The sequence below is a fragment of the Streptomyces sp. NPDC051310 genome (assembly GCF_044455245.1).
GTDB lineage: Bacteria > Actinomycetota > Actinomycetes > Streptomycetales > Streptomycetaceae > Streptomyces.
Genome location: NZ_JBITEO010000009.1, coordinates 1 through 12,444, shown reverse-complemented (window position 1 = coordinate 12,444; position 12,444 = coordinate 1). Strand labels below are relative to the sequence as shown.

Here is a 12,444-nt window from a genome sequence, read left to right as displayed (position 1 = left end):
GGCGAAGCGAACGGAGAAGCGCAGTGAGCGTCACGGCAGCGAAAGGATTCACGGCGGCGGGCATCGCCGCCGGGATCAAGGAGAACGGCAACCCGGACCTGGCCCTCGTGGTCAACACCGGGCCTCGCCGCGCCGCCGCGGGCGTCTTCACGTCCAACCGCGTCAAGGCGGCCCCCGTCCTGTGGTCCGAGCAGGTCCTCAAGAGCGGTGAGCTGACCGCCGTCGTGCTCAACTCCGGCGGTGCCAACGCCTGCACCGGCCCCAAGGGCTTCCAGGACACCCACGCGACCGCGGAGAAGGCCGCCGACGTCCTCGGCATCGGCGCCGGCGAGGTCGCCGTCGCCTCCACCGGCCTCATCGGCGTCCTGCTGCCCATGGACAAGCTGCTGCCCGGTGTCGAGAAGGCCGCAGCGGCCCTCAGCGAGCACGGCGGTGAGAAGGCCGCCATCGCCATCAAGACCACCGACACCGTCCACAAGACGTCCGTCGTCACGAAGGACGGCTGGACCGTCGGCGGCATGGCCAAGGGCGCGGGCATGCTCGCCCCCGGCCTGGCCACCATGCTCGTCGTCCTCACCACCGACGCCGACGTGGACGCCCCGACGCTCGACAAGGCGCTGCGCGACGCCACCCGCGTCACCTTCGACCGGGTCGACTCCGACGGCTGCATGTCCACCAACGACACCGTCCTGCTGCTCGCCTCCGGCGCCTCCGGCACCACCCCGGCGTACGCCGACTTCGCCGATGCCGTCCGCGCGGTCTGCGACGACCTCGGCCGCCAGCTCATCGGGGACGCCGAAGGGGCGTCCAAGGACATCCGCGTCGAGGTCGTCAACGCGGCGACCGAGGAGGACGCCGTCGAGGTGGGCCGCTCCATCGCCCGCAACAACCTCCTCAAGTGCGCCCTCCACGGCGAGGACCCCAACTGGGGCCGCGTCCTGTCCGCCATCGGCACCACCCGAGCCGCCTTCGAGCCCGACCGGCTCAACGTCGCCATCAACGGCGTCTGGGTCTGCAAGAACGGCTCGGTCGGCGAGGACCGCGACCTCGTCGACATGCGGTACCGCGAGGTGACGATCACCGCCGACCTGGCGGCGGGCTCGCAGTCCGCGGTGATCTGGACCAACGACCTCACCGCCGACTACGTCCACGAGAACAGCGCGTACAGCTCATGAGCACGACGCGGAAACACACCGCCCTGCCCAAGGCCCAGATCCTCATCGAGGCGCTGCCCTGGCTGACCCGCCACCGCGGCAAGACCGTCGTCATCAAGTTCGGCGGCAACGCCATGATCGACGAGGACCTCAAGGCCGCCTTCGCCCAGGACGTCGTCTTCCTGCACCACGCCGGCCTCAAGCCGGTCGTCGTGCACGGCGGCGGCCCGCAGATCAGCGCCGCCCTGGACCGCCACGGCATCGTCAGCGAGTTCAAGGCGGGCCTGCGGGTCACCACCGAGGACGCGATGGACGTCGTCCGCATGGTCCTCGCCGGCCAGGTCCAGCGCGAGCTCGTCGGGCTGCTCAACCGGCACGGCCCGCTCGCCGTCGGCCTCACCGGCGAGGACGCGCACACCATCACCGCCACCAAGCACCAGCCGCGCATCGACGGCGAGCTCGTCGACATCGGACGGGTCGGCGAGATCACCGCGATCGACGCCGGCGCCATCGAGGCCCTGCTCGCCGACGGCCGCATCCCGGTCGTCTCGTCGATCGCCCGTTCCCAGGACGACGGACATGTCTACAACGTCAATGCTGATACGGCGGCTGCGGCACTCGCTGCGGCGCTGGGTGCCGAGACCCTGATGGTCCTCACCGACGTCGAGGGCCTCTACGAGGACTGGCCCCACAGCGACGAGGTCATCAGCCGCCTCACCGCCACCGAGCTGGAGAAGCTGCTGCCCGAGCTCTCCAGCGGCATGGTCCCCAAGATGGAGGGCTGCCTGCACGCCGTACGCAACGGCGTGACCACCGCGCGCGTCATCGACGGCCGCGTGCAGCACTCCATCCTGCTGGAGATCTTCACCGACGAGGGCATCGGCACCATGGTCGTGCCGGACGGACAGGGGGAGCCGTGAGCGCGAACGAGCAGCTGACCGGGCGCTGGCAGGGCGCCCTGATGAACAACTACGGCACGCCCCGGCTCTCCCTCGTGCGCGGTGCGGGCGCCAGGGTCTGGGACGCCGACGGCACCGAATACCTGGACTTCGTCGGCGGCATCGCCGTCAACGCCCTCGGCCACGCCCACCCCGCGGTCGTCGAGGCCGTCTCGGCGCAGATCGCCTCGCTCGGTCACGTCTCGAACCTCTTCGTCGCCGAGCCGCCCGTCGCGCTCGCCGAGCGGCTGCTCCAGCTCTTCGGCCGCCCCGGCAAGGTCTTCTTCTGCAACTCCGGCGCCGAGGCCAACGAAGCGGCCTTCAAGATCGGCCGGCTGACCGGCCGCACCCACATGGTCGCCACCGACGGCGGGTTCCACGGCCGCACCATGGGCTCGCTCGCACTCACCGGCCAGCCCGGCAAGCAGGAGCCGTTCCTGCCGCTCCCCGGTGACGTCACCCATGTGCCGTACGGAGACGTGGAGGCGCTGCGGTCGGCCGTCACCGACCGGACGGCGTTCGTCATCATCGAGCCCGTCCAGGGCGAGAACGGCGTCGTCGTCCCGCCCGCCGGCTACCTCAAGGCGGCCCGCGAGATCACCCGCGCCACCGGGACCCTCCTCGTCCTCGACGAGGTGCAGACCGGCATCGGCCGCTGCGGCCACTGGTTCGAGCACCAGGCGCACGGCGTCGAGCCCGACGTCGTCACCCTCGCCAAGGGCCTGGGCGGCGGGCTGCCCCTCGGCGCGACCGTCGCCTTCGGCCCGGCGGCCGAGCTGTTCGGCCCGGGGCACCACGGCACCACCTTCGGCGGAAACCCCGTGGCCTGCGCCGCCGGTCTGGCCGTGCTCGACACCCTGGCCGCCGGTTCCGCCCTCGACCAGGTCAAGCGGCTCGGGGAGAAACTGCGCGACGGGATCGAGGCCCTGGGCCACCCGCTGGTCTCCCACGTCCGTGGCGCCGGCCTGCTGCTGGGTATCGTGCTCACCGAGCCCCTCGCGCCCCAGGCGCAGCAGGCGGCTCAGGACGCCGGCCTCCTGGTGAACGCGCCCGCCCCCGATGTCGTACGGCTCATGCCGCCGCTGATCATCGGTGACGACGAGGTGGACGCCTTCCTCCGGGCCCTGCCCGGCGTCCTGGACGCAGTCAACGGGGAAGGACGATCCGGAGAATGAGACGACGATGAGCCAGACCCAGGACAATGACCACTGGGGGTCCCCCCAGACGGAGTCTGGGGGAGGGCCGTCCGTTCCGCAGACCCGCACCGCACGCCACCGCCGGATCGTGGACATCCTCAACCGGCAGCCGGTCCGCTCCCAGAGCCAGCTGGCGAAGCTCCTCGCGGACGACGGGCTGAGCGTCACTCAGGCGACGCTCTCCCGCGACCTCGACGAGCTCGGCGCGGTGAAGATCCGCAACACGGGCGGCGAACTGATCTACGCGGTCCCCAGCGAGGGCGGCTTCCGCACGCCGCAGGCACCGCTCGGGGAGTCGGCCAAGGAGGAGCGCATGCGGCGCCTCTCCGCCGAACTGCTGATCTCCGCCGAGGCGTCCGCCAACCTGGTGGTGCTGCGCACCCCGCCGGGCGCGGCGCAGTTCCTCGCCTCCGCCATCGACCAGGCGGAACTGCACGCCGTCCTGGGCACCATCGCGGGCGACGACACGCTGCTGCTCATCTCGCGTGACCCGGCCGGCGGCCAGGCGCTCGCCGACCACCTGCTGCGCCTGGCGCAGCGCGAGCGGTAGGGCGCCGAGCGGCAGGGCGCTCCCCGGCGCGGGGCGAGCGGGCGGCCGGGCCGGACGGGCAGGCCCCCCGGGCCGGGTGAGCGGGCGTCAGTAGCGGGTGAGGGCGGTCGGCCCCGACGCCGTGCCGATCGCGATGTGCGGTCGCCGGCCCGGCTCCGCCCACGCCAGGATCCGCTCCATCGCGCGCAGCGGCACCGACACGCACCCCGCCGTGGGGCCGTCGCCGGCGACGTGCAGGAAGATGCCGGCGCCCCGCCCGCGGACGGGGCGTGCGTAGTTGAACCCGGTCACCAGGGCGTGGGCGTACTGCCGCCCGTAGGTGAGGAGGTGCTCGGACTCGGCCGCCCGGCAGTCGGCGGGCAGCCCCTCCACCCAGCGGTTGTACGACCGCGACCGGTTGTCCTGGCACCACCACGAGTCGCGGGTCACGCGGCGGTAGGCGAAGCCCGTGCCCGGCGGGGCGGCCTGGATGCCGAAGGCGTACGGCAGCGAGTACAGGCCCGTGGGCGTGGTCGAGGTGCCCTGCCGGCGCCGCGCCCCGTCCACCAGGCCGTTCGCGCCGAAGCGCGCCGTCGTGGAGCCGGCCCGCGCCCACCGGCCGCCGCGCCGGTCCCACCAGCTCACCGTTCCGGTCGTGGAGCCGGCGTGCGGCGCCTCGGCCGTGATCAGCTGCGTACCGCCCCCGGTGTCGGCCATCCGCGCGGGCAGGGGCGCACCCTCCGCCGGCGGGAGCAGCAGCAGGACGGACGCGAGCACGAGAGCGAGGCGCATGCCGCGGACGCTACGCCGCGCTGCCGCGCCCCGCCCGTACGACGCGTCCGGACGGGCGGCCACCCGCCACCGACCCGGCGTCCCCGGACCCCCCGTGCCCCTTGACCCGTGCCCCTGGGCGACGAGCTGCGTTGACAAAACATACAGGGGTCTGCATAGTTATACCTGTCAGTGAATGCACCGTAAGGAGAAACCCGTGACCGAGCGCGTCGTACTCGCCTACTCGGGCGGACTGGACACCTCCGTCGCCATCGGCTGGATCGCCGAGGAGACGGGTGCCGAGGTCATCGCCGTCGCCGTGGACGTCGGCCAGGGCGGCGAGGACCTGGACGTCATCCGCAAGCGCGCGCTCGCCTGCGGTGCGGTCGAGGCGGAGGTCGCGGACGCCAAGGACGAGTTCGCCGAGGAGTACTGCCTCCCGGCGATCAAGGCGAACGCCCTGTACATGGACCGCTACCCGCTCGTCTCGGCGCTCTCCCGGCCCGCCATCGTCAAGCACTTGGTCGCCGCCGCCGAGAAGCACGGCGCCGGCATCGTCGCCCACGGCTGCACGGGCAAGGGCAACGACCAGGTCCGCTTCGAGGCCGGCATCCAGGCTCTCGGGCCCGACCTGAAGTGCATCGCTCCGGTCCGTGACTACGCCATGACCCGGGACAAGGCGATCGCCTTCGCCGAGAAGGCGGAGCTCCCGATCGCGACCAGCAAGAAGTCCCCGTACTCCATCGACCAGAACGTCTTCGGCCGCGCCGTCGAGACCGGCTTCCTCGAGGACATCTGGAACGCGCCGATCGAGGACATCTACGAGTACACCTCCAACCCGGCCGCGCCGCGCGAGGCCGACGAGGTGATCATCACCTTCAAGGAGGGTGTCCCGGTCGCCCTCGACGGCAAGCCCGTCACCGTCCTGCAGGCCATCCAGCAGCTCAACGAGCGGGCCGGCGCCCAGGGCATCGGCCGGATCGACATGGTCGAGGACCGGCTCGTCGGCATCAAGTCCCGCGAGGTCTACGAGGCCCCCGGTGCCATCGCACTGATCACCGCCCACCAGGAGCTGGAGAACGTCACCGTCGAGCGCGAGCTGGCCCGCTACAAGCGGCAGGTCGAGCAGCGCTGGGGCGAGCTCGTCTACGACGGCCTGTGGTTCTCCCCGCTCAAGCGGGCCCTGGACGGCTTCATCACCGAGGCCAACCAGCACGTCTCCGGCGACATCCGGATGACCCTCCACGGCGGCCGCGCCGTCGTCACCGGCCGGAAGTCCGACGAGTCGCTCTACGACTTCAACCTGGCGACCTACGACACCGGCGACACCTTCGACCAGTCGAAGGCCCAGGGCTTCATCGACATCTTCGCCCTCTCGTCGAAGATCGCGGCCAAGCGCGACCTCGCCTGATCCGCGTCCGCCCGCCACACCGCCTCCCCGTTGATCCCGGCGGGGAGGCGGTCGCACATCCGGCGCGGCGCGTCCCGCGCACCGCCGTCCGGACCGTGCGTCCCGCGCGGTGAATCCCCTGTCCCGAACAGTGCATCCCGAACCGTGCACCACCCCTCGGAGGAGCAAGCAGTGAGCAGCAACAACGGTGACGTCCGGCTCTGGGGCGGCCGTTTCGCCGACGGTCCCGCCGAGGCGCTGGCCAAGCTGTCGGCGTCCGTGCACTTCGACTGGCGCCTCGCGCCGTACGACATCGCCGGCTCCCGGGCCCACGCCCGCGTGCTCCACCAGGCCGGGCTGCTCACCGACGACGAGCTGACGCGCATGCTGGCGGGCCTCGACCGGCTGGAGGCCGACGTGGCCGACGGGTCGTTCACCGGCACCATCGCCGACGAGGACGTCCACACCGCGCTGGAGCGCGGGCTGCTGGAGCGCCTCGGGCCCGACCTGGGCGGCAAGCTGCGGGCCGGCCGGTCCCGCAACGACCAGGTCGCCACGCTGTTCCGGATGTACCTGCGCGACCACGCCCGGATCATCGGCGGCCTCCTCGCCGACCTCCAGGACGCCCTCGTCGGCCTCGCCGAGGCCCACCCGGACGTCGCCATGCCGGGCCGCACCCACCTCCAGCACGCCCAGCCCGTGCTCTTCGCCCACCATGTGCTCGCCCACGTCCAGTCGCTCTCCCGGGACGCGGAGCGGCTGCGCCAGTGGGACAAGCGCACGGCGGTCTCCCCGTACGGCTCCGGCGCCCTCGCCGGCTCCTCCCTCGGGCTGGACCCGGAGGCGGTCGCCAAGGACCTGGGCTTCGAGAACGGCAGCGCGGGCAACTCGATCGACGGCACGGCCTCGCGCGACTTCGTCGCCGAGTTCGCCTTCATCACCGCGATGATCGGCGTGAACCTCTCCCGGATCGCCGAGGAGGTCATCATCTGGAACACGAAGGAGTTCTCCTTCGTGACCCTGCACGACGCCTTCTCCACCGGCTCGTCGATCATGCCGCAGAAGAAGAACCCGGACATCGCCGAGCTCGCGCGCGGCAAGTCCGGCCGCCTGATCGGCAACCTGACCGGCCTCATGGCGACCCTCAAGGCCCTGCCCCTCGCGTACAACCGCGACCTCCAGGAGGACAAGGAGCCGGTGTTCGACTCCTGCGACCAGCTGGAGGTCCTGCTCCCGGCCTTCACCGGCATGATGGCCACGCTCACCGTCAACCGGGAGCGGATGGAGGAGCTCGCCCCGGCCGGCTTCTCGCTCGCGACGGACATCGCGGAGTGGCTGGTGAAGCAGGGCGTGCCGTTCCGGGTGGCGCACGAGGTCGCGGGCGAGTGCGTCAAGGAGTGCGAGGCGCACGGCATCGAGCTCGACCAGCTCACCGACGAGCAGTTCGCGAAGATCTCCGAGCACCTCACCCCCGAGGTGCGGACGGTCCTGAACGTCCCCGGCGCCCTGGCCTCCCGCAGCGGCCGCGGCGGCACGGCCCCCTCCGCCGTCGCCGTCCAGCTCGCCGAGGTCAAGGCCGACCTGGTCATCCAGCGCGCCTGGGCCACCGCCGAGCGGTAACCCCTCCCGTCACAGCGCCGCCGCCCGGTCCGCGAGCGCGCCGAGATCCTCCCCGTATCGGCCCGGTACGGAGGGGGATCGGCGCGCAGCGACCGGGTGGCGGCGTTTCCGGAAAGGGCCGGAGGTCTCCGGAGGCGTTACCCCTCCGGTGAGGCACTCGCATTCCGAATGAGACGTTGATGTCTCACTTGGGGGTATGGTCGTCTCATGACAGTCGATCGTGAGCAGGTGCTGCGCACCGCCGCCGCCCTCCTCTCCCGCAAGGCGACCGCCACCATGGACGAGGTCGCCCGCGCCGCGGGAATCGGCCGCGCGACCCTCCATCGGCACTTCGCCGGGCGGGACGCGCTGGTCAGGGCGCTGGAGTCGCTCGGGATCCAGGAGTTCGAGGCAGCCATCGACCGGGCCCGGTTCGACGACGGCACCGCCGAGGAGGCGCTGCGCCGGCTCATCGCCGGGGTGGAGCCGGTCGCCGGACTGCTCGCCTTCCTCGTCACCGAGAACCAGCTCTTCGAGGGCGACCAGATGAACGAGGGCTGGGCCCGCCTCGACGCCCGGGTCGCCGCGCTCTTCCGGCGCGGCCAGGAGGAGGGCGACTTCCGGATCGACCTGTCGCCGGCCTGGCTCACGGAGGCGCTCTACGGCCTCGTCGGCACCTGCGCCTGGGCGGTGCAGGACGGCCGGGTGGCCGGCAAGGACTTCCAGTACATGATCGCCGAGCTGCTGCTCGGCGGAGCACGCAGGAGCGTGGACAAATGATCCGACCCGCACAGCCGGCCGAGGAATCGGAGGTCGTCAGCCGGCTCGGGCGGTGGCTGGCGCTCGCCGTGCTCGTCCTGGCCGTGCTGCTCGTCGCGGTCGACGCCACCGTGCTCGGCCTCGCGACCCCGTTCCTCAGCGAGGACCTCCGCCCGACCGGTACGCAGCTGCTGTGGATCGGCGACGTCTACTCCTTCGTCATCGCCGGTCTCCTCGTCTCCATGGGCAGCCTCGGCGACCGCATCGGCCGCAAGAAGCTGCTGCTGACGGGTGCCGCCGCCTTCGGCGCCGTGTCGGTGCTCAACGCGTACGCCACCAGCCCCGAGATGATGATCGTGGCGCGGGCGCTGCTCGGGGTCGCCGGTGCCACCCTGATGCCGTCGACGCTGGCGCTCATCCGCAACCTCTTCCACGACCCGCGCGAGCGCAGCCTCGCCATCGGCATCTGGGGAGCCATGGCCTCCGCGGGCGCGGCCGTCGGCCCCGTCGTCGGCGGCTTCCTGCTGGAGCACTTCTGGTGGGGCTCGGTCTTCCTGATCAACCTGCCGGTCATGGTGGTCCTGGTGGTCGTGGGCGCCAAGCTGATCCCCGAGTCCAAGAACCCGGCGCCCGGCCCGTGGGACCTGCCCAGTGTCGCGCTCTCGCTCGTCGGCATGATCGGCGTCGTCTACGCGGTCAAGGAGGCGGCCGCGCACGGCCTGCGCCTCGACATGGCCGTCGCCGCCGTGGCCGGCGCGTCCGCGCTGACCCTGTTCGTGCGGCGCCAGCTCCGGCTGGAGGCGCCCCTGCTGGACATGAGGCTCTTTCACCACCGGGGCTTCTCCGGAGCGGTTCTGGCGGACCTGCTGACCATTCTCGGACTGTCCGGGCTGGTGTTCTTCCTCTCCCAGTTCCTCCAGCTGGTCCAGGGGCGCGAGCCGCTGGAGGCCGGTCTGGCGGAACTGCCCGCCGCCGTCGGAGCCGTGACGGCCGGTCTGGTGGCCGGCGTGGTCGCCCGCCGCTTCTCGGTGCGGTCCGTGGTGTCGGGCGGCCTCGCCGCGGTCGGCCTGGCGCTGGCCGCGCTGACCCTGCTCGACCGGACCACCGGCTACCCGCTGCTCGGCGCGACGCTGCTGGTCGTCGGCGTGGGCGCGGGCTTCGCGTTCACCGTCACCGCGGACGTGATCCTCTCCAGCGTCCCGCGGGAGCAGGCGGGCGCCGCGTCCGCGGTCTCGGAGACGGCGTACGAGCTGGGCGCGGCGCTCGGCATCGCGCTGCTCGGCTCCGTGGTGACGGGCGTCTACAGCGACTTCGTCACGCCGGACGGCGTTCCCGCCGGTACGGCCGCCGCGGCGCACCAATCGCTGGGCGGCGCGGTGGAGGTGTCCGCCGGACTGCCGGACGCGACGGCCGCCGCGCTCGTCACGGCCGCCCAGGACGCGTTCGTCGAGGGCCTGCGCATCGCGGCGGGCGTCGGCGCGGTGGTCCTGCTGGCGACCGCGGTCGCGGCGTGGTTCCTGCTGCGCGGCCAGAAGCTCGCGGACGGCGTGGAGCACCCGTAGGGGGTGTCCGCAAATTCCCGTCTGCCCGGCAACGCCCGGCACGCACGCTCGCTGCGTTGTCGTCGGTCACCCCCGTTGCCCTTCGGGCACGGGAGGTGCCCCCACCGCACGTGGCCGGCTCTTCCGCCTTGCGATCGCACGCACCGGACGCCGCCGGCCCCGCCCTGCGGGCGGACGACGCCACTTCGCGACACCCCCTAGGCCCGCCGCGTGAAACGGCCGGCGCCCCCGTACAGCCGTCCGCTGTACGGGGGCGCCGGCCCACGTGCCGTGTGGCCCTGCGGCCACGGGCCGCTACGCCGCCTTGGCCTTCGTGGCGTACATGTCCACGTACTCCTGGCCCGACAGCCGCATGACCTCGGCCATCACCGAGTCCGTCACCGCCCGCAGCACATAGCGGTCGCGGTCCATGCCCTCGTAGCGCGAGAACTCCATCGGCTCGCCGAAACGCACCGTCACCCGGCCCGGGCGCGGCAGGCCCGCGCCGCCCGGCTGGAGCTTGTCCGTGCCGATCACCGCGAACGGCACCACCGGCGCGCCCGTCATCAGCGTCAGCCGCGCGATCCCCGTACGGCCCCGGTAGAGCCGGCCGTCGGGGGAGCGGGTGCCCTCCGGGTAGATGCCGAACATCCTGCCCTCCTCCAGCACCCGACGCCCGGTCATCAGCGCCGCGACACCGCCGTTCGCGCCGTCGCGGTCCACCGGGATCATGCCGACGCCCGTGAAGAACCAGGCCATGAGCCGGCCCTTGAGCCCCTTGCCCGTGACGTACTCGTCCTTGCCGATGAAGACGACCTGCCGGTCGCAGACGACCGGCAGCACGATGGAGTCGATGAACGTCAGGTGGTTGCCCGCGAGGATGACCGGACCCGTGCCGGGGATGTGCTCGGCGCCCTCCACCCGGGGGCGGAACATCAGGCGCAAGACCGGGCCGAGCACTGCCTTGATGAGTGCGAAGCGGGACAACGAGTCCTCCGACGAAGTAGCCGACCGAGTAAGTGACCAGTACCAGTATGTGCAGGTGAGGACGATACTCGCGGGTCACGTGCCCCCGCACACCGGGTTCACACCGCCGATACACGGTGTTGACCTGTGTTTTCCACCCGTTCGTCGGGGGTCTCCCGTACGTAAGGCCGAATTCCCTACCATCGGCCCCGCTCGATCGTCCGAAAGGACGCCCACGATGCTCGACGACGTACACGAAGGAGCCTCCATGACACAGGGTGCGCGCAGGACCCCGGGCCGGCGGACCGTGCTGGGAGCGGCGGTGCTCGGCCCGGCCGCCGCCCTCGCGGCCGGCGGCGGCACGGCCCACGCCCGGCCGTCCGCCCCCTACCGCGAGCTGCCCGTCCCGGCGGTCATCGCGCACCGCGGCGCCAGTGGCCACCGGCCCGAGCACACCCTCGGCGCGTACCAGCTCGCCCTCGACATGGGCGCGCACGTCATCGAGCAGGACCTCGTCCCCACGAAGGACGGGCACCTGGTCTGCCGCCACGAGAACGACATCACGGGCACGACGGACGTCGCCGACCACCCCGAGTTCGCCTCCCGCAGGACGACGAAGACCGTCGACGGCACGGCCCTGACGGGCTGGTTCACCGAGGACTTCACCCTCGCGGAGCTGAAGACCCTGCGCGCGAAGGAGCGCATCCCCGGCACGCGCCAGGAGAACACCGTGTACGACGGGCGCTGGGCGGTTCCCACCTTCGAGGAGGTGCTGCGCTGGGCGGAGAAGGAGGGCCGCCGCCGCGGCCACCCGGTGTGGCTCCACGTCGAGACCAAGCACCCCACCTACTTCCGCGCGCTGGGCCTCGGCCTGGAGGAGCGGCTCGCGAGGCTGCTGCGGCGGTACGGGCGCGACGGCGCCGACTCGCCGACGTTCCTGCAGTCCTTCGAGCCGACCAGCATGCAGCGGATGGCGAAGCTCGTCCGCACGCCGCGCGTCGTGCTGCTGTGGACGGCGGACGACCGGCCCTGGGACTTCCGCGAGACGGGCGACCCGCGCACGGTGGCCGATCTGATCACGCCCCGGGGCCTGCAGTGGATCGCGTCCTTCGCGCAGGGCATCGGCCCGCTGCTGGACCTCGTCATCCCCCGCGGCGAGGACGGCAGGCTGGGCGAGCCCACCACTCTGGTGCGCGACGCGCACGCCAAGGGCCTGGTCCTCCACCCGTACACGCTGCGCAACGAGAACAGCTTCCTCCCGGCCGACTTCCGGCGCGGTACGGACCCGACGGCGTTCGGGGACGTCTTCGGGGCGTACGAGGCGTACTTCGCGACCGGTATCGACGGCATCTTCACCGACCACCCCGACACGGGGCTGCTGGCGGCGGCGGACTTCCGCAACCGCTGACGCCCACCGGGTCACGCCCGCCGGGTCACGCCCGCCGGGTCGCGGGGGGGGGGGGGGGGGGGGGGGGGGGGGGGGCCGCCCCCGCCCCCCCCCCCCCCCCCCCCCCCCCCCCCCCGACGAGGCGGAGACCGAGCGGCTCAAGGCGCTGTACGAGGCCCTGGTGCCGCACTTCTCGGTGCCCGAGGACCCCGCT

General features: G+C 72.5%; 11 protein-coding genes. 9 read left to right on the top strand and 2 right to left on the bottom strand.

Annotated elements, in window-relative coordinates; translation table 11 throughout:
• The first annotated feature begins 23 nt into the window (after positions 1–23).
• From argJ to ACIA79_RS14920, 4 genes are read left to right on the top strand one after another with little or no spacing between them, the layout of a single operon-like run.
• Entirely contained in the window at positions 24–1,175 is a 1,152-nt protein-coding gene (gene argJ, locus ACIA79_RS14935) for a bifunctional glutamate N-acetyltransferase/amino-acid acetyltransferase ArgJ (protein WP_399428658.1), read from the top strand.
• Positions 1,172–2,074, top strand: a complete 903-nt coding sequence (gene argB / locus ACIA79_RS14930) for an acetylglutamate kinase (RefSeq protein ID WP_399428657.1) — start codon at positions 1,172–1,174, stop codon at positions 2,072–2,074. The genes argJ and argB overlap by 4 nt, the downstream gene beginning before the upstream one ends.
• Complete coding sequence (locus tag ACIA79_RS14925) at positions 2,071–3,267, top strand: acetylornithine transaminase (RefSeq protein WP_399428656.1); 1,197 nt, start codon at positions 2,071–2,073, stop codon at positions 3,265–3,267. The genes argB and ACIA79_RS14925 overlap by 4 nt, the downstream gene beginning before the upstream one ends.
• A gap of 7 nt (positions 3,268–3,274) precedes the next feature.
• Positions 3,275–3,838 (top strand): arginine repressor, encoded by a 564-nt coding sequence (locus tag ACIA79_RS14920; RefSeq protein ID WP_399428655.1) that lies wholly within the window; start codon positions 3,275–3,277, stop codon positions 3,836–3,838.
• A gap of 87 nt (positions 3,839–3,925) precedes the next feature.
• Here the strand turns inward: ACIA79_RS14920 and ACIA79_RS14915 are convergent, their stop codons facing one another.
• The gene (locus ACIA79_RS14915) at positions 3,926–4,609 is read right to left on the bottom strand and encodes a L,D-transpeptidase (protein WP_399428654.1); all 684 of its coding nucleotides are present in this window, start codon (positions 4,607–4,609) and stop codon (positions 3,926–3,928) included.
• Between the two features lie 196 nt (positions 4,610–4,805).
• On the opposite strand from ACIA79_RS14915, the gene ACIA79_RS14910 reads away from it, so the two are divergent.
• The 4 genes from ACIA79_RS14910 to ACIA79_RS14895 all read left to right on the top strand — a co-directional run bounded on the left by ACIA79_RS14910 (position 4,806) and on the right by ACIA79_RS14895 (position 9,898).
• Positions 4,806–5,999, top strand: a complete 1,194-nt coding sequence (locus tag ACIA79_RS14910) for an argininosuccinate synthase (protein WP_399428653.1) — start codon at positions 4,806–4,808, stop codon at positions 5,997–5,999.
• A gap of 171 nt (positions 6,000–6,170) precedes the next feature.
• On the top strand, positions 6,171–7,598 hold the full coding sequence (argH, locus tag ACIA79_RS14905; RefSeq protein ID WP_399428652.1) for an argininosuccinate lyase: 1,428 nt from the start codon (positions 6,171–6,173) through the stop codon (positions 7,596–7,598).
• Between the two features lie 207 nt (positions 7,599–7,805).
• Positions 7,806–8,357, top strand: coding sequence for a TetR/AcrR family transcriptional regulator (locus tag ACIA79_RS14900; protein ID WP_399428651.1), 552 nt, complete (start codon positions 7,806–7,808; stop codon positions 8,355–8,357).
• Positions 8,354–9,898, top strand: a complete 1,545-nt coding sequence (locus ACIA79_RS14895; protein WP_399428650.1) for an MFS transporter — start codon at positions 8,354–8,356, stop codon at positions 9,896–9,898. Before ACIA79_RS14900 ends, ACIA79_RS14895 begins: the two co-directional genes overlap by 4 nt.
• Before the next feature lie 294 nt (positions 9,899–10,192).
• Here ACIA79_RS14895 and ACIA79_RS14890 read toward each other — a convergent pair whose 3' ends face one another.
• Positions 10,193–10,864: a lysophospholipid acyltransferase family protein gene (locus tag ACIA79_RS14890; protein ID WP_399428649.1), complete on the bottom strand. Its 672-nt coding sequence runs from the start codon at positions 10,862–10,864 to the stop codon at positions 10,193–10,195.
• A gap of 247 nt (positions 10,865–11,111) precedes the next feature.
• On the opposite strand from ACIA79_RS14890, the gene ACIA79_RS14885 reads away from it, so the two are divergent.
• Positions 11,112–12,251 carry a glycerophosphodiester phosphodiesterase gene (locus tag ACIA79_RS14885; protein ID WP_399428648.1) on the top strand — a complete coding sequence of 380 codons (1,140 nt, stop codon included), beginning with the start codon at positions 11,112–11,114 and terminating at the stop codon, positions 12,249–12,251.
• Positions 12,252–12,444 lie beyond the last annotated feature (193 nt).